Below are 16668 nucleotides of genomic sequence, written 5' to 3'. Positions count from 1 at the left end.
GCCAATGCGGCCTCCGGCACTAACGCAAAAGGGAACCTGATGGTTCCCTTTTTCACATCATTGACAATCGCCACCAGTTCTAGGCAAACTTCCCGCTTTGTCGATTTCCTTCTGAAAAGACGTACGCGTTAAATCCTGCCAACGCACCGTAACCCTGAAACCAGAGAGATGAGACGGGGATACTCCTCGCCTTGCGCTGCATTCTGGAGTAATGCATGACTGCTGTAAGCCAAACCGAAACACGATCTTCTGCCAGTTTTTCGCTCTTCCGCATCGCTTTTGCGGTTTTTCTCACCTACATGACCGTAGGGTTGCCGTTGCCGGTTATCCCGCTGTTTGTTCATCATGATCTGGGCTATGGCAATACCATGGTCGGCATTGCCGTCGGGATTCAGTTTCTGGCTACGGTGCTGACGCGTGGTTACGCCGGGCGACTGGCCGATCAATATGGCGCAAAACGTTCGGCGCTTCAGGGGATGTTAGCTTGTGGTCTGGCTGGCGGCGCGTTGCTGCTGGCGGCGATTTTGCCTGTCTCCGCACCGTTCAAATTTGCCCTGTTGGTCATCGGGCGTTTGATTCTTGGGTTTGGTGAAAGCCAGTTACTGACAGGCGCTCTGACCTGGGGGTTAGGCATCGTAGGGCCAAAACACTCTGGCAAAGTGATGTCATGGAACGGAATGGCGATTTACGGTGCCCTCGCTGTTGGTGCGCCGCTTGGCCTGTTGATTCATAGCCATTACGGTTTTGCCGCACTGGCGATCACCACAATGGTATTACCCTTACTGGCGTGGGCCTGTAACGGCACAGTGCGCAAAGTACCGGCCCTGGCGGGAGAACGTCCATCGCTGTGGAGCGTTGTCGGGCTTATCTGGAAACCAGGGTTAGGGCTGGCACTACAAGGCGTTGGTTTTGCGGTTATCGGGACTTTCGTTTCGCTCTGCTTTGCCAGCAAAGGATGGGCGATGGCGGGCTTTACTCTTACCGCGTTTGGCGGCGCATTTGTCGTGATGCGCGTCATGTTTGGCTGGATGCCGGACCGTTTTGGCGGCGTGAAAGTGGCGATTGTCTCTCTGCTTGTAGAAACGGTGGGCTTGTTGCTGCTCTGGCAAGCCCCAGGTGCATGGGTCGCATTAGCGGGCGCGGCGTTAACCGGAGCCGGATGTTCGCTTATCTTTCCTGCGCTGGGCGTGGAGGTGGTTAAACGCGTCCCCTCACAAGTTCGCGGCACCGCACTGGGCGGTTACGCCGCGTTTCAGGATATCGCCCTCGGCGTCTCCGGGCCGCTGGCGGGAATGCTGGCGACCACGTTTGGTTACTCTTCGGTATTTCTTGCCGGGGCGATCTCTGCGGTGCTGGGTATTATTGTCACGATACTGTCATTTCGTCGGGGTTAACGAACCAGCCAGACCAGCATCAGGATAATCGCGACTAACAGTATCCACAGCGCGGGACGCGTTGCCATATTTTGCAACGTGTCCATCATCGGTGGAAAAGGATTAAGCAGCGGTTGCATATCACGCGGATCAATCCCTTTAACCCGCCGTTGATAAAGCTGATTAAGAATATCCTCGGCCTGGGCAGAAGAAAGCGATGATTGCGCAGAAAGGCCATATTTTTGCTGGATATATGCCGATAACGCCGCCAGTTCACTGGCATCTAAAGGTTGTTTTAGCGCCATCTGTAGTGATTCCAGCGTCGGCGTATTTTGCTGGCTTAGCGTCTGACGCGCCTGTAGCCAGGTCACCAGATGGTTAAACAGTTTCGCTGGAATTAACTCGCCATCTTTCACCCCGGAAAGTTCCAGCATCGATTGCCAGATCTGTTTGCTGGGTTCCCCCGTTGCCGCCGCAAGTTTGGTCACCAGCTGTTTTAGCGCATTGTGCTCCGCCGGTAATAAAGGACGGTCGGTCGCCTCGCGCTGCTGTGGTTGCGGAATAACCATCTTCCCTTCCTGCAACAGGGTGAGAATGGTTTTTAATTGCTCCGGTGAGAGCTGATTCAGCGGCGTCTGACCAAAGTTATGACGGATATAATCCGTGACCGCCTGACGATTATTCCCCAGACGTAAATACTCCCCTAATTGCGCTAAAAGCTGGCGGGCAGAATGGCTTTTTTGCGCGGCCAGCAGACGTTGCGCCAGATTATGCTCAGCGGCAGGGAAGTGACGCGAAAGCAGCGGTGAATCTCCCGACAGACCAATATCGTGCCTGATACCCGCCCACAGTTCTGCTCTTTGTTGTTGCGTCAGTGAGGTCACTTTCGTCATTAAGCTTTCCAGCGAAGTACGTTGCTGACTGGATAAAGGCTGATTGCCCGCGCCAGACGGTAGGTTATCTCCCTGACCTGGTGGCTGCCCAAGAGGAGGGCCGGAAATAGGTTGTATCATTACGTATCCTTATACCTGAAATCTTCGCAAGTATGCCTGGCCGCGAGATTATGGCACACTTGTCCGGTTAACTCTCGTCTCATACAGGTAACACAAACGTGAAAATCCTTGTTGATGAAAATATGCCTTATGCCCGCGACTTATTTAGCCGTTTGGGTGAGGTGATCGCGGTTCCCGGGCGTCCAATCCCCGTCGCTCAACTGGCAGACACGGATGCGCTGATGGTGCGTTCGGTCACGAAAGTGAATGAATCTTTGCTGGCAGGAAAACCCATTAAATTTGTTGGAACTGCCACTGCGGGGACCGACCATGTCGATGAAGCATGGTTGAAGCAGGCGGGAATTGGTTTTTCCGCTGCACCTGGCTGTAATGCGATTGCGGTGGTGGAATATGTTTTCTCCTCCCTGCTGATGCTTGCCGAACGCGATGGATTTTCACTGCACGACCGTACGGTGGGGATCGTGGGCGTTGGTAACGTTGGACGTCGATTGCAGGCGCGACTGGAAGCGTTAGGGATTAAAACCTTACTTTGCGATCCGCCTCGCGCCGACCGTGGGGATGAGGGTGATTTCCGCTCGCTGGATGAGTTAGTCCAGCGCGCGGATATTCTGACTTTCCATACGCCACTCTTTAAAGATGGTCCGTACAAAACGCTACATCTGGCGGATGAAAAACTGATCCGTAGCCTGAAGCCCGGAGCGATTCTGATTAACGCCTGCCGTGGCGCAGTCGTCGATAATACCGCGCTGCTGACCTGCCTGAATGAAGGCCAGAAGTTAAGCGTGGTGCTGGATGTCTGGGAAGGCGAGCCGGAACTTAATGTGGAATTGCTGACAAAAGTGGATATCGGCACGCCGCATATCGCAGGCTATACCTTGGAGGGTAAAGCGCGTGGCACGACGCAAGTGTTTGAAGCCTATAGCAAGTTTATTGGGCATGAACAACACGTTGCGCTGGATACGTTGCTGCCCGCGCCTGAGTTTGGCCGCATTACGCTGCATGGTCCGCTCGATCAACCGACGCTGAAAAGGCTGGTGCATTTGGTGTATGATGTGCGCCGCGATGACGCACCGCTGCGTAAAGTCGCCGGGATACCGGGTGAGTTCGATAAACTGCGCAAAAACTATCTTGAGCGCCGTGAATGGTCATCTCTGTATGTAATTTGTGATGACGCCAGTGCGGCATCATTGCTGTGTAAACTGGGTTTTAACGCCGTTCATCATCCGGCACGTTAATCTCTTCTTCATGCTCTCTGCTGTAACATTGGCAGGGAGCTTTGCTATTTCTGGAGTAAACCACCATGTCTGAAGGCTGGAACATTGCCGTCCTGGGCGCAACTGGCGCTATGGGCGAAGCCCTGCTTGAAACGCTGGCTGAACGTCAGTTCCCGGTTGGGGAAATTTATGCACTGGCACGTAACGAAAGCGCAGGCGAACAACTGCGCTTTGGTGGTAAAACAATCACCGTGCAGGATGCCGCTGAATTCGACTGGACGCAGGCGCAGCTGGCATTTTTTGTCGCAGGCAAAGAAGCTACCGCTGCCTGGGTTGAAGAAGCGACCAACTCAGGTTGCCTGGTGATCGACAGCAGCGGACTGTTTGCTCTCGAACCCGACGTACCGCTGGTGGTGCCGGAAGTAAACCCGTTTGTACTGACCGATTACCGCAACCGGAATGTCATCGCCGTACCAGACAGTCTGACCAGCCAGCTGCTGGCGGCACTGAAACCGTTAATCGATCAGGGCGGTTTGTCGCGTATCAGTGTTACCAGCCTGATTTCAGCCTCCGCCCAGGGCAAAAAAGCGGTCGATGCGTTAGCGGGGCAGAGTGCGAAATTGCTCAACGGCATTCCGATTGACGAAGAAGATTTCTTCGGTCGTCAACTGGCGTTCAATATGCTGCCGTTGTTGCCGGATAGCGAAGGTAGCGTGCGTGAAGAACGTCGTATCGTTGACGAAGTACGCAAAATCCTGCAGGACGAAGGGCTGATGATTTCGGCAAGCGTCGTCCAGGCACCGGTATTCTACGGTCATGCCCAGATGGTCAACTTTGAAGCACTGCGTCCGCTGGCGGCAGAAGAAGCGCGTGATGCGTTTGCTCAGGGCGAAGATATTGTGCTCTCTGAAGAGAACGAATTCCCGACTCAGGTAGGGGATGCTTCGGGTACGCCGCATCTTTCTGTTGGCTGCGTGCGTAATGACTACGGTATGCCGGAGCAAGTCCAGCTCTGGTCGGTGGCCGATAACGTTCGCTTTGGCGGCGCGCTGATGGCAGTAAAAATCGCCGAGAAACTGGTGCAGGAGTATCTGTACTAATGTCCGACCAGCAACAACTGCCAGTTTATAAAATTGCGCTGGGCATTGAGTACGACGGCAGTAAGTATTACGGCTGGCAACGGCAGAATGAAGTCCGCAGTGTGCAGGAGAAGCTGGAAAAGGCGCTCTCCCAGGTGGCGAACGAACCCATCACCGTCTTCTGCGCCGGGCGTACTGACGCAGGGGTACACGGTACCGGGCAAGTGGTGCATTTCGAAACAACCGCGCAGCGCAAAGACGCGGCGTGGACCTTGGGCGTAAATGCGAATTTACCTGGTGACATCGCCGTGCGTTGGGTTAAAGCTGTACCTGATGATTTTCATGCCCGATTTAGCGCCACGGCTCGCCGTTATCGCTACATCATCTACAATCATCGGCTGCGCCCGGCGGTACTGAGTAAAGGGGTAACCCATTTTTACGAACCGCTGGACGCTGAACGGATGCATCGGGCTGCGCAATGCTTGCTGGGCGAGAATGATTTCACCTCGTTCCGTGCGGTGCAGTGCCAGTCCCGAACCCCGTGGCGCAACGTTATGCATATTAATGTCACGCGTCACGGTCCTTATGTGGTGGTTGATATCAAAGCGAATGCCTTTGTACATCATATGGTCAGGAATATTGTCGGCAGCCTGATGGAAGTCGGTGCCCACAACCAGCCGGAGAGCTGGATAGCAGAGTTGCTGGCGGCAAAGGACAGAACGCTGGCGGCAGCAACGGCAAAAGCGGAAGGGCTGTATCTGGTCGCGGTGGATTACCCTGACCGGTATGATCTTCCAAAACCGCCAATGGGCCCGCTATTTCTGGCGGACTAACGAGAATAATGCTCGGAACATTTCAGGCTGTAGCCAACGTAGTTACAGCCTGAAAGATGACGAGTACAAGGCATAGGCAAATATGGACCTGATTTATTTCCTCATCGATTTTATCCTGCACATTGACGTGCATCTGGCAGAGCTAGTCGCGGAGTACGGCGTCTGGGTTTATGCCATTTTGTTCTTAATTTTGTTCTGTGAAACCGGTCTGGTGGTAATGCCGTTTTTACCGGGTGATTCATTGCTGTTTGTTGCCGGAGCGTTGGCATCACTGGAAACCAACGATCTCAACGTCCATATGATGGTAGTGCTGATGCTGATCGCCGCGATTGTGGGTGACGCGGTCAATTACACTATCGGGCGGTTGTTCGGTGAAAAGTTATTCAGTAATCCCAATTCGAAAATTTTCCGTCGCAGTTATCTCGACAAAACCCATCAGTTTTATGAGAAACATGGCGGCAAAACGATTATTCTCGCCCGTTTTGTGCCGATCGTCAGAACGTTCGCCCCGTTTGTTGCGGGAATGGGCCACATGTCGTACCGTCATTTCGCTGCTTATAACGTGATCGGCGCACTGTTGTGGGTACTGCTTTTTACCTACGCAGGCTATTTCTTCGGTACAATCCCGATGGTTCAGGATAACCTTAAGCTGCTGATCGTCGGGATTATTGTGGTTTCTATTTTGCCGGGCGTCATCGAAATAATCCGTCACAAACGCGCTGCGGCACGCGCCGCAAAATAAAAAGTAACTCCGCGGTTCGACCACTTTTTTATCCAAAGTTTCGGGCTGTTATGTTTTAATGTGCAACATTCATGGTCTGTTGGGGGCAAAAATGGCATTATGCGTCCCCAAAGATAAAACTGGCATCGAACCAAGTTCAGACAGAAAGGTCCCTAATGAGCTGGATTGAACGAATTAAAAGCAACATTACTCCCACCCGCAAGGCGAGCATTCCTGAAGGGGTGTGGACTAAGTGTGATAGCTGCGGTCAGGTTTTATACCGCGCTGAGCTGGAACGTAATCTTGAGGTCTGTCCGAAGTGTGACCATCACATGCGTATGACAGCGCGTAATCGCCTGCATAGCCTGTTAGATGAAGGAAGCCTTGTGGAGCTGGGTAGCGAGCTTGAGCCGAAAGATGAGCTGAAGTTTCGTGACTCCAAGAAGTATAAAGACCGTCTGGCATCTGCGCAGAAAGAAACCGGCGAAAAAGATGCGCTGGTGGTGATGAAAGGCACTCTGTATGGAATGCCGGTTGTCGCTGCGGCATTCGAGTTCGCCTTTATGGGCGGTTCAATGGGGTCTGTTGTGGGTGCACGTTTCGTGCGTGCCGTTGAGCAGGCGCAGGAAGATAACTGCCCGCTGATCTGCTTCTCCGCCTCTGGTGGCGCACGTATGCAGGAAGCACTGATGTCGCTGATGCAGATGGCGAAAACCTCTGCGGCACTGGCAAAAATGCAGGAGCGCGGCTTGCCGTACATCTCCGTGCTGACCGACCCGACGATGGGCGGTGTTTCTGCAAGTTTCGCCATGCTGGGCGATCTCAACATCGCTGAACCTAAAGCGTTAATCGGCTTTGCCGGTCCGCGTGTTATCGAACAGACCGTTCGCGAAAAACTGCCGCCTAGATTCCAGCGCAGTGAATTCCTGATCGAGAAAGGCGCGATCGACATGATCGTCCGTCGTCCGGAAATGCGCCTGAAACTGGCGAGCATTCTGGCGAAGTTGATGAATCTGCCAGCGCCGAATCCTGAAGCGCCGCGTGAAGGCGTAGTGGTACCCCCGGTACCGGATCAGGAACCTGAGGCCTGATAACTGATAAGGGCAGGGCCACTGGCTCTGCCCTTTTGCTATTCTCACCGTAACGAATCAGCGGATACCATGATTATCAAACGCACTCCTCAAGCCGCGTCGCCTCTGGCTTCGTGGCTTTCTTATCTGGAAAACCTGCACAGTAAAACTATCGAGCTCGGCCTTGAGCGCGTGAGCCAGGTCGCGGCGCGTCTTGGCGTCCTGAAACCAGCGCCATTTGTGTTTACCGTTGCGGGTACGAATGGCAAAGGCACCACCTGCCGTACGCTGGAGTCGATTCTGATGGCGGCAGGGTACAAAGTGGGCGTCTACAGTTCGCCTCATCTGGTGCGTTATACCGAGCGCGTACGTGTGCAGGGCCGGGAATTGCCGGAATCGGCCCACACCGCCTCTTTTGCGGAGATTGAATCGGCACGCGGTGATATTTCCCTGACCTATTTCGAGTACGGTACGCTGTCGGCGTTGTGGCTGTTCAAGCAGGCACAACTTGACGTGGTGATTCTGGAAGTAGGGCTGGGCGGTCGTCTGGACGCAACCAATATTGTCGATGCCGATGCCGCGGTAGTAACCAGTATTGCGCTGGATCATACCGACTGGCTGGGTCCAGATCGCGAAAGTATTGGTCGCGAGAAAGCAGGCATCTTCCGCAGCGAAAAACCGGCAATTGTCGGTGAGCCGGAAATGCCTTCTACCATTGCTGATGTGGCGCAGGAAAAAGGTGCACTGTTACAACGTCGGGGCGTTGAGTGGAACTATTCCGTCACCGATCATGACTGGGCGTTTAGCGATGCTCACGGCACGCTGGAAAATCTGCCGTTGCCGCTTGTCCCGCAACCGAATGCCGCAACGGCGCTGGCGGCACTGCGTGCCAGCGGGCTGGAAGTCAGTGAAAATGCCATTCGCGACGGGATTGCCAGCGCAATTTTGCCGGGACGTTTCCAGATTGTGAGCGAGTCGCCACGCGTTATTTTTGATGTCGCGCATAATCCACATGCGGCGGAATATCTCACCGGGCGTATGAAAGCGCTACCGAAAAACGGGCGCGTGCTGGCGGTTATCGGTATGCTACATGATAAAGATATTGCCGGAACTCTGGCCTGGTTGAAAAGCGTGGTTGATGACTGGTATTGTGCGCCACTGGAAGGGCCGCGCGGTGCCACGGCAGAACAACTGCTTGAGCATTTGGGTAACGGCAAATCATTTGATAGCGTTGCGCAGGCATGGGATGCCGCAATGGCGGACGCTAAAGCGGAAGACACCGTGCTGGTGTGTGGTTCTTTCCACACGGTCGCACATGTCATGGAAGTGATTGACGCGAGGAGAAGCGGTGGCAAGTAAGTTTCAGAATCGGTTAGTGGGCACGATCGTGCTGGTGGCGCTGGGGGTGATTGTACTTCCAGGGCTGCTGGACGGGCAGAAAAAACATTATCAGGATGAGTTCGCGGCTATCCCGCTGGTGCCGAAAGCGGGCGATCGTGATGAGCCTGATATGATGCCAGCCGCCACCCAGGCGTTGCCGACGCAGCCGCCGGAAGGCGCAGCGGAAGAGGTGCGGGCAGGTGATGCCGCAGCACCGTCGCTCGATCCGGCCACTATTGCAGCCAATAACACCGAGTTTGAACCGGAACCTGCACCGGTCGCCCCACCGAAGCCGAAACCGGTGGAGCCGCCTAAACCAAAGGTTGAAGCACCACCTGCGCCGAAGCCAGAACCGAAGCCGGTCGTGGAAGAAAAAGCAGCGCCAACGGGTAAAGCCTATGTTGTGCAACTGGGTGCGCTGAAAAATGCCGATAAAGTGAATGAGATTGTCGGTAAGCTGCGCGGTGCCGGTTATCGGGTTTATACGTCGCCATCCACGCCAGTGCAGGGTAAAATTACCCGTATTCTGGTTGGGCCGGATGCCTCGAAAGATAAGCTGAAAGGTTCGCTGGGTGAGTTGAAGCAACTTTCTGGCTTAAGTGGCGTGGTAATGGGCTATACGCCGAATTAACACAGTCTTGCCTGATGCGACGCTGGCGCGTCTTATCAGGCTTGGGCAGTGTTAGAACCGTAGGTCGGATAAGGCGTTTACGCCGCATCCGACACGCATTGCACGATGCCGCAAAGGCATAAAAAGTCGATGGCGTTGAATATTTTTTCAGCGCCATTTTTATTGATGCGCGGGAAGGAAATCCCTACGCAAACGTTTTCTTTTTCTGTTAGAATGCGCCCCGAACAGGATGACAGGGCGTAAAATCGTGGGACACATATGGTCTGGATTGATTACGCCATAATCGCGGTGATTGCTTTTTCCTCTCTGGTTAGCCTGATCCGCGGCTTTGTTCGTGAAGCGTTATCGCTGGTGACATGGGGTTGTGCTTTCTTTGTTGCCAGTCATTACTACACTTACCTGTCAGTCTGGTTTACGGGCTTTGAAGACGAACTGGTTCGAAATGGGATTGCCATCGCGGTACTGTTTATCGCTACCCTGATCGTTGGTGCTATCGTGAACTTCGTGATAGGCCAGTTGGTGGAGAAAACGGGGTTGTCAGGCACCGATCGGGTGCTGGGCGTCTGTTTCGGTGCGTTGCGCGGTGTGTTGATTGTTGCCGCCATTCTCTTCTTTCTCGACTCCTTTACCGGGGTGTCGAAAAGTGAAGACTGGAGCAAATCACAGCTGATCCCGCAATTCAGTTTTATCATCAGATGGTTTTTTGATTATCTGCAAAGCTCGTCAAGTTTCTTGCCCAGAGCGTAAGTGCTCTGAGATGTGGCTTAACGAGGAAAAAGACGTATGTGCGGTATTGTCGGTATCGCCGGTGTTATGCCGGTTAACCAGTCGATTTATGATGCCTTAACGGTGCTTCAGCATCGCGGTCAGGATGCCGCCGGCATCATCACCATAGATGCCAATAACTGCTTCCGTTTGCGTAAAGCGAACGGGCTGGTGAGCGATGTATTTGAAGCTCGCCATATGCAGCGTTTGCAGGGCAATATGGGCATTGGTCATGTGCGTTACCCTACGGCTGGCAGCTCCAGCGCCTCTGAAGCGCAGCCGTTTTACGTTAACTCCCCGTATGGCATTACGCTTGCCCACAACGGCAATCTGACCAACGCTCACGAGTTGCGTAAAAAACTGTTTGAAGAAAAACGCCGCCACATCAACACCACTTCCGACTCGGAAATTCTGCTTAATATCTTCGCCAGCGAGCTGGACAACTTCCGCCACTACCCGCTGGAAGCCGACAATATTTTCGCTGCCATTGCTGCCACAAACCGCTTAATCCGCGGCGCGTATGCCTGTGTGGCGATGATTATCGGCCACGGTATGGTTGCTTTCCGCGATCCAAACGGGATTCGTCCGCTGGTACTGGGAAAACGTGATATTGACGAGAACCGTACAGAATATATGGTCGCTTCCGAAAGCGTAGCGCTCGATACGCTGGGCTTTGATTTCCTGCGTGACGTCGCGCCGGGCGAAGCGATTTACATCACTGAAGAAGGGCAGTTGTTTACCCGTCAATGTGCTGACAATCCGGTCAGCAATCCGTGCCTGTTTGAGTATGTATACTTTGCCCGCCCGGACTCGTTTATCGACAAAATTTCCGTTTACAGCGCGCGTGTGAATATGGGCACGAAACTGGGCGAGAAAATTGCCCGCGAATGGGAAGATCTGGATATCGACGTGGTGATCCCGATCCCAGAAACCTCGTGTGATATCGCGCTGGAAATTGCTCGTATTCTGGGCAAACCGTACCGCCAGGGCTTCGTTAAAAACCGCTATGTTGGCCGCACCTTTATCATGCCGGGCCAGCAGCTGCGTCGTAAGTCCGTGCGCCGTAAACTGAATGCCAACCGCGCCGAGTTCCGCGATAAAAACGTCCTGCTGGTCGACGACTCCATCGTCCGTGGCACCACTTCTGAGCAGATTATCGAGATGGCACGCGAAGCCGGAGCGAAGAAAGTGTACCTCGCTTCTGCGGCACCGGAAATTCGCTTCCCGAACGTTTATGGTATTGATATGCCGAGCGCCACGGAACTGATCGCTCACGGTCGCGAAGTTGATGAAATTCGCCAGATCATCGGTGCTGACGGGTTGATTTTCCAGGATCTGAACGATCTGATCGACGCCGTTCGCGCTGAAAATCCGGATATCCAGCAGTTTGAATGCTCGGTGTTCAACGGCGTCTACGTCACCAAAGATGTTGATCAGGGCTACCTCGATTTCCTCGATACGTTACGTAATGATGACGCCAAAGCAGTGCAACGTCAGAACGAAGTGGAAAATCTCGAAATGCATAACGAAGGATGATGCCTTCGCTGAGGGTGCCGGTCTGGCACCCTGACTTGCAACTCCCGCCGAAATACTGCAAAGTCTGCCTGCAAGTCTGACAGGGCAACTATTTATGAAACGACTCATTGTAGGCATCAGCGGTGCCAGCGGCGCGATTTATGGCGTGCGCTTATTACAGGTTCTGCGCGATGTCACAGATATCGAAACGCATCTGGTGATGAGCCAGGCGGCGCGCCAGACCTTATCCCTCGAAACGGATTTTTCCCTGCGCGAAGTGCAGGCATTAGCTGATGTCACGCTCGATGCGCGCGATATTTCCGCCAGCATCTCTTCCGGTTCTTTCCAGACGCTGGGGATGGTGATTTTACCCTGTTCAATCAAAACCCTGTCCGGCATTGTCCATAGCTATACTGATGGCTTACTGACCCGTGCGGCAGATGTGGTGCTGAAAGAGCGTCGCCCGTTGGTGCTCTGCGTGCGTGAAACACCATTGCACTTAGGCCATCTGCGTTTAATGACTCAGGCGGCAGAAATCGGTGCGGTGATTATGCCTCCCGTTCCGGCGTTTTATCATCGCCCGCAATCCCTTGATGATGTGATAAATCAGACGGTTAATCGTGTTCTTGACCAGTTTGCAATAACCCTTCCTGAAGATCTCTTTGCCCGCTGGCAGGGCGCATAACTCCGCTGTTGCCCTGTTTCAGGGCAATTTTGCAACCGCGATCAAATCCTCGACATTTTGTTTCTGCCATTCAATCGAAACGCTGCGATTCAACCGCTATACCTGCTATCTTCAACTTCAGGACAATAATGCAACGTCTTATTAACATATTTAACGTTGAATGTTACTGTTGTCGTCAAGATGGCATAAGACCTGCATGAAAGAGCCTGCAAACACACAACACAATACACAACATAAAAAAGCCATTTTCACTTGAGGGTTATGTATGAAGAAGTCGATTCTCGCTCTGTCTTTATTAGTCGGTCTCTCCGCAGCGGCTTCCAGCTATGCGGCGCTACCGGAGACGGTACGTATCGGAACCGATACCACCTATGCGCCGTTCTCGTCGAAAGATGCTAAAGGTGATTTTGTTGGCTTTGATATCGATCTCGGTAACGAGATGTGCAAACGGATGCAGGTGAAATGTACCTGGGTTGCCAGTGACTTTGACGCGCTGCTCCCCTCACTGAAAGCGAAAAAAATCGACGCTATTATTTCGTCGCTTTCCATTACCGATAAACGTCAGCAGGAGATTGCCTTCTCCGACAAGCTGTACGCCGCAGATTCTCGTTTGATTGCTGCCAAAGGTTCACCGATTCAGCCAACGCTGGATTCACTGAAAGGTAAACATGTTGGTGTGCTGCAGGGATCAACCCAGGAAGCTTACGCTAACGAGACCTGGCGTAGTAAAGGCGTGGATGTGGTGGCCTATGCCAACCAGGATTTGGTCTATTCCGATCTGGCTGCAGGACGTCTGGATGCTGCGTTACAAGATGAAGTTGCTGCCAGCGAAGGATTCCTCAAGCAACCTGCTGGTAAAGATTTCGCCTTTGCTGGCTCATCAGTAAAAGACAAAAAATACTTCGGTGATGGCACCGGTGTAGGGCTACGTAAAGATGATGCTGAACTGACGGCTGCCTTCAATAAGGCGCTTGGCGAGCTGCGTCAGGACGGCACCTACGACAAGATGGCGAAAAAGTATTTCGACTTTAATGTCTACGGTGACTGATACGTCGCTGGGAAGCTGTACCTGATGGAATGATCATCATGGTGCACGCCAGGTTTGTTGCACTATCGTGGTGCATTGAAATGCATACTTAAGCATTTTTAATGAAAAATAATACGTCTAACGGGGCGGGATATTTTGCCTTGATGGTCAATTTTATGGCACGATAAGTGTAACAAACCTGTAAATATTCCCTATAAAAAGACTGTCAGTTGAGGACATTATGAAAAAACTGGTGCTATCGCTCTCTCTGGTTCTGGCCTTCTCCAGCGCAACTGCGGCACTTGCTGCAATTCCGCAAAACATCCGCATCGGTACCGACCCGACCTATGCGCCATTTGAATCAAAAAATTCACAAGGCGAACTGGTTGGTTTCGATATCGAGCTGGCGAAGGAGTTGTGCAAGCGCATCAATACGCAATGTACGTTTGTCGAAAACCCGCTGGATGCGTTAATCCCGTCCTTAAAAGCGAAGAAGATTGACGCCATCATGTCATCGCTTTCCATTACGGAAAAACGTCAGCAAGAAATTGCCTTCACCGACAAACTGTACGCTGCCGATTCTCGTCTGGTGGTGGCGAAAAATTCTGACATTCAGCCGACAGTCGAGTCGCTGAAAGGCAAACGGGTAGGCGTATTGCAGGGCACCACCCAGGAGACGTTCGGTAATGAACACTGGGCACCAAAAGGCATTGAAATCGTCTCGTATCAGGGGCAGGACAACATTTATTCTGACCTGACTGCCGGACGTATTGATGCCGCGTTCCAGGATGAGGTCGCTGCCAGCGAAGGTTTCCTCAAACAACCCGTCGGTAAAGATTACAAATTCGGTGGTCCGTCTGTTAAAGATGAAAAACTGTTTGGCGTAGGGACCGGCATGGGCCTGCGTAAAGAAGATAACGAACTGCGCGAGGCACTGAACAAAGCCTTTGCCGAAATGCGCGCTGACGGTACTTACGAGAAATTAGCGAAAAAGTACTTCGATTTTGATGTTTATGGTGGTTAATCGCCATCGGTGAAAGAAAGCCCGCTCCCTTCGGGTAACCGGAGGGAGACAAGAGGCGGTAATTCACCACACACGACAGGACAGGCAGCATGTTGTATGGGTTTTCAGGTGTTATTTTACAGGGTGCGCTCGTCACGCTGGAGCTGGCTATCAGCTCTGTAGTGCTCGCTGTAATCATCGGTTTAATTGGCGCTGGCGGTAAGCTCTCGCAAAATCGGCTTTTGGGGCTGATTTTCGAAGGGTACACCACGCTGATTCGAGGCGTGCCGGACTTGGTGTTGATGCTGCTGATTTTCTATGGTTTGCAGATTGCGCTAAACATGGTGACGGAGGCGATGGGCGTCGGGCAGATTGATATCGATCCGATGGTCGCTGGTATTATCACTCTCGGTTTTATCTACGGTGCTTATTTTACCGAAACGTTCCGTGGCGCGTTTATGGCAGTGCCGAAAGGGCATATAGAGGCGGCGACGGCGTTCGGTTTTACTCGCGGGCAAGTGTTTCGGAGGATCATGTTTCCGGCGATGATGCGTTACGCCCTGCCAGGCATTGGCAACAACTGGCAGGTGATCCTCAAATCTACCGCACTGGTTTCGTTACTCGGCCTGGAAGATGTGGTCAAAGCCACGCAGCTGGCAGGCAAAAGTACCTGGGAACCGTTCTATTTCGCCATCGTCTGTGGCGTGATTTACCTGGTTTTCACCACCGTTTCCAATGGTGTGCTGCTGTTCCTTGAGCGCCGCTACTCCGTGGGTGTGAAGAGGGCTGACCTGTGATCGAAATCTTACATGAATACTGGAAACCGCTGCTGTGGACCGACGGTTATCGCTTTACTGGTGTGGCGATCACTCTGTGGCTGCTTATTTTGTCGGTAGTGATAGGCGGAGTCCTGGCGCTGTTTCTGGCGATTGGTCGTGTCTCCAGTAATAAATACATCCAGTTTCCAATCTGGTTATTTACCTATATTTTTCGCGGTACGCCGCTGTATGTTCAGTTGCTGGTGTTCTATTCCGGCATGTACACGCTTGAGATTGTTAAGGGAACCGAATTCCTTAACGCTTTCTTCCGCAGTGGCCTGAACTGTACCGTGCTGGCGCTGACGCTTAACACCTGCGCTTACACTACCGAGATTTTTGCTGGGGCAATCCGTTCGGTTCCGCATGGGGAAATTGAAGCCGCCAGAGCCTATGGCTTCTCGACCTTTAAAATGTATCGCTGCATTATTTTGCCTTCTGCGCTGCGTATTGCGTTACCGGCATACAGCAACGAAGTGATCCTGATGCTGCACTCTACTGCGCTGGCGTTTACGGCCACTGTGCCGGATCTGCTGAAAATAGCCCGCGATATTAACGCCGCCACGTATCAACCTTTTACCGCCTTCGGCATTGCCGCGGTGCTCTATTTAATCATCTCTTATGTCCTGATCAGCCTCTTTCGCAGAGCGGAAAAACGCTGGTTGCAGCATGTGAAACCTTCTTCAACGCACTGAGAATACGATGTCCGAGAATAAATTAAACGTTATCGATTTGCACAAACGCTATGGCGAACACGAAGTGCTGAAAGGGGTCTCACTGCAAGCGAATGCCGGAGATGTAATAAGCATCATCGGATCGTCGGGATCGGGGAAAAGTACCTTTCTGCGCTGCATTAACTTCCTCGAAAAACCGAGTGAAGGATCGATCGTGGTCAATGGCCAGACGATCAATCTGGTGCGCGACAAAGACGGTCAACTCAAAGTCGCCGATAAAAATCAACTGCGCTTACTGCGCACACGCCTGACGATGGTATTCCAGCACTTCAATCTCTGGAGCCATATGACGGTGTTGGAAAACGTCATGGAAGCGCCGATTCAGGTGTTGGGCCTGAGCAAGCAGGAAGCGTGCGAGCGGGCGGTGAAGTATCTGGCGAAAGTCGGGATAGACGAACGTGCGCAGGGGAAATATCCGGTGCATCTTTCCGGCGGTCAGCAACAGCGTGTTTCTATCGCGCGGGCGCTGGCGATGGAACCAGAAGTTTTACTGTTTGATGAACCTACCTCGGCGCTCGATCCTGAACTGGTAGGCGAAGTGTTACGTATTATGCAGCAACTGGCAGAAGAGGGGAAAACCATGGTGGTAGTGACTCACGAAATGGGCTTTGCTCGCCATGTTTCTACTCACGTCATTTTCCTCCATCAGGGGAAAATAGAAGAAGAGGGCGCGCCGGAGCAGTTATTTGGCAACCCGCAAAGCCCTCGTCTGCAACAGTTCCTTAAGGGATCGCTGAAATAATTTCCTCTCCGGTGGCTAACGCTGCCGGAGTATTTTCAAGGGGAATTTGCGAGTCAGCTTCCGCTGAA

17 protein-coding genes are annotated in these 16668 nt (G+C 52.7%); 16 read left to right on the top strand and 1 reads right to left on the bottom strand.

The features are described from left to right. Window positions 1-215: 215 nt before the first annotated feature. Window positions 216-1394, top strand: coding sequence for an MFS transporter (locus ACUU1I_RS01095; protein ID WP_000127802.1), 1179 nt, complete (start codon window positions 216-218; stop codon window positions 1392-1394). On the opposite strand, the gene flk is transcribed toward ACUU1I_RS01095, so the two are convergent. Beyond that, complete coding sequence (gene flk, locus ACUU1I_RS01090) at window positions 1391-2386, bottom strand: flagella biosynthesis regulator Flk (protein WP_000615793.1); 996 nt, start codon at window positions 2384-2386, stop codon at window positions 1391-1393. The two genes, ACUU1I_RS01095 and flk, sit on opposite strands and share 4 nt — an antisense overlap. Window positions 2387-2484: 98 nt before the next feature. On the opposite strand from flk, the gene pdxB reads away from it, so the two are divergent. The 15 genes from pdxB to hisP all read left to right on the top strand — a co-directional run bounded on the left by pdxB (window position 2485) and on the right by hisP (window position 16600). Beyond that, entirely contained in the window at window positions 2485-3621 is a 1137-nt protein-coding gene (pdxB, locus tag ACUU1I_RS01085) for a 4-phosphoerythronate dehydrogenase PdxB (RefSeq protein ID WP_152030557.1), read from the top strand. A 65-nt stretch (window positions 3622-3686) separates the two neighbouring features. Then, the gene (locus ACUU1I_RS01080; RefSeq protein ID WP_001289146.1) at window positions 3687-4700 is read left to right on the top strand and encodes an aspartate-semialdehyde dehydrogenase; all 1014 of its coding nucleotides are present in this window, start codon (window positions 3687-3689) and stop codon (window positions 4698-4700) included. After that, window positions 4700-5512, top strand: a complete 813-nt coding sequence (gene truA, locus ACUU1I_RS01075) for a tRNA pseudouridine(38-40) synthase TruA (RefSeq protein WP_001283581.1) — start codon at window positions 4700-4702, stop codon at window positions 5510-5512. The genes ACUU1I_RS01080 and truA overlap by 1 nt, the downstream gene beginning before the upstream one ends. Before the next feature lie 82 nt (window positions 5513-5594). Beyond that, window positions 5595-6254 (top strand): DedA family protein, encoded by a 660-nt coding sequence (locus ACUU1I_RS01070; protein WP_000364322.1) that lies wholly within the window; start codon window positions 5595-5597, stop codon window positions 6252-6254. Window positions 6255-6409: 155 nt separating this feature from the next. Beyond that, window positions 6410-7324, top strand: coding sequence for an acetyl-CoA carboxylase, carboxyltransferase subunit beta (gene accD, locus ACUU1I_RS01065; RefSeq protein WP_000118391.1), 915 nt, complete (start codon window positions 6410-6412; stop codon window positions 7322-7324). A gap of 69 nt (window positions 7325-7393) precedes the next feature. After that, window positions 7394-8662 (top strand): bifunctional tetrahydrofolate synthase/dihydrofolate synthase, encoded by a 1269-nt coding sequence (folC, locus tag ACUU1I_RS01060; RefSeq protein WP_000584603.1) that lies wholly within the window; start codon window positions 7394-7396, stop codon window positions 8660-8662. Then, complete coding sequence (gene dedD / locus ACUU1I_RS01055; RefSeq protein ID WP_000146992.1) at window positions 8652-9314, top strand: cell division protein DedD; 663 nt, start codon at window positions 8652-8654, stop codon at window positions 9312-9314. The genes folC and dedD overlap by 11 nt, the downstream gene beginning before the upstream one ends. Window positions 9315-9572: 258 nt before the next feature. Continuing rightward, a complete protein-coding gene (gene cvpA / locus ACUU1I_RS01050; protein WP_000262113.1) occupies window positions 9573-10061 on the top strand; it encodes a colicin V production protein in 489 nt (162 codons plus the stop codon). 36 nt (window positions 10062-10097) lie between these two features. Next, window positions 10098-11615: an amidophosphoribosyltransferase gene (gene purF, locus ACUU1I_RS01045; protein WP_000334220.1), complete on the top strand. Its 1518-nt coding sequence runs from the start codon at window positions 10098-10100 to the stop codon at window positions 11613-11615. A 94-nt stretch (window positions 11616-11709) separates the two neighbouring features. Beyond that, window positions 11710-12279 (top strand): flavin prenyltransferase UbiX, encoded by a 570-nt coding sequence (ubiX, locus tag ACUU1I_RS01040; RefSeq protein ID WP_000825706.1) that lies wholly within the window; start codon window positions 11710-11712, stop codon window positions 12277-12279. A gap of 265 nt (window positions 12280-12544) precedes the next feature. Further along, the gene (gene argT, locus ACUU1I_RS01035; protein WP_000748269.1) at window positions 12545-13327 is read left to right on the top strand and encodes a lysine/arginine/ornithine ABC transporter substrate-binding protein ArgT; all 783 of its coding nucleotides are present in this window, start codon (window positions 12545-12547) and stop codon (window positions 13325-13327) included. Between the two features lie 220 nt (window positions 13328-13547). After that, on the top strand, window positions 13548-14330 hold the full coding sequence (hisJ, locus tag ACUU1I_RS01030; protein ID WP_000737628.1) for a histidine ABC transporter substrate-binding protein HisJ: 783 nt from the start codon (window positions 13548-13550) through the stop codon (window positions 14328-14330). A gap of 89 nt (window positions 14331-14419) precedes the next feature. Continuing rightward, on the top strand, window positions 14420-15106 hold the full coding sequence (hisQ, locus tag ACUU1I_RS01025) for a histidine ABC transporter permease HisQ (protein WP_000965506.1): 687 nt from the start codon (window positions 14420-14422) through the stop codon (window positions 15104-15106). After that, window positions 15103-15819, top strand: a complete 717-nt coding sequence (locus ACUU1I_RS01020) for an ABC transporter permease (protein ID WP_000569958.1) — start codon at window positions 15103-15105, stop codon at window positions 15817-15819. The genes hisQ and ACUU1I_RS01020 overlap by 4 nt, the downstream gene beginning before the upstream one ends. Before the next feature lie 7 nt (window positions 15820-15826). Next, a complete protein-coding gene (gene hisP / locus ACUU1I_RS01015; RefSeq protein WP_001293605.1) occupies window positions 15827-16600 on the top strand; it encodes a histidine ABC transporter ATP-binding protein HisP in 774 nt (257 codons plus the stop codon). The last annotated feature ends 68 nt before the right edge of the window (window positions 16601-16668 follow it).

The organism is Shigella sp. SIG3, assembly GCF_053555855.1.
Note: the sequence above shows the minus strand (reverse complement) of the source record. Positions and strands in the feature narration are given on the sequence as shown.

What these genes read in the sequence shown, in the direction of transcription:
- ACUU1I_RS01095 (WP_000127802.1), top strand. Translation starts at nt 216, where the DNA reads ATGACTGCTGTAAGCCAAACCGAAACACGATCTTCTGCCAGTTTTTCG.
- flk (WP_000615793.1), bottom strand. Translation starts at nt 2,386, where the DNA reads ATGATACAACCTATTTCCGGCCCTCCTCTTGGGCAGCCACCAGGTCAG.
- ACUU1I_RS01080 (WP_001289146.1), top strand. Translation starts at nt 3,687, where the DNA reads ATGTCTGAAGGCTGGAACATTGCCGTCCTGGGCGCAACTGGCGCTATG.
- truA (WP_001283581.1), top strand. Translation starts at nt 4,700, where the DNA reads ATGTCCGACCAGCAACAACTGCCAGTTTATAAAATTGCGCTGGGCATT.
- ACUU1I_RS01070 (WP_000364322.1), top strand. Translation starts at nt 5,595, where the DNA reads ATGGACCTGATTTATTTCCTCATCGATTTTATCCTGCACATTGACGTG.
- accD (WP_000118391.1), top strand. Translation starts at nt 6,410, where the DNA reads ATGAGCTGGATTGAACGAATTAAAAGCAACATTACTCCCACCCGCAAG.
- folC (WP_000584603.1), top strand. Translation starts at nt 7,394, where the DNA reads ATGATTATCAAACGCACTCCTCAAGCCGCGTCGCCTCTGGCTTCGTGG.
- cvpA (WP_000262113.1), top strand. Translation starts at nt 9,573, where the DNA reads ATGGTCTGGATTGATTACGCCATAATCGCGGTGATTGCTTTTTCCTCT.
- purF (WP_000334220.1), top strand. Translation starts at nt 10,098, where the DNA reads ATGTGCGGTATTGTCGGTATCGCCGGTGTTATGCCGGTTAACCAGTCG.
- ubiX (WP_000825706.1), top strand. Translation starts at nt 11,710, where the DNA reads ATGAAACGACTCATTGTAGGCATCAGCGGTGCCAGCGGCGCGATTTAT.
- argT (WP_000748269.1), top strand. Translation starts at nt 12,545, where the DNA reads ATGAAGAAGTCGATTCTCGCTCTGTCTTTATTAGTCGGTCTCTCCGCA.
- hisJ (WP_000737628.1), top strand. Translation starts at nt 13,548, where the DNA reads ATGAAAAAACTGGTGCTATCGCTCTCTCTGGTTCTGGCCTTCTCCAGC.
- hisQ (WP_000965506.1), top strand. Translation starts at nt 14,420, where the DNA reads ATGTTGTATGGGTTTTCAGGTGTTATTTTACAGGGTGCGCTCGTCACG.
- hisP (WP_001293605.1), top strand. Translation starts at nt 15,827, where the DNA reads ATGTCCGAGAATAAATTAAACGTTATCGATTTGCACAAACGCTATGGC.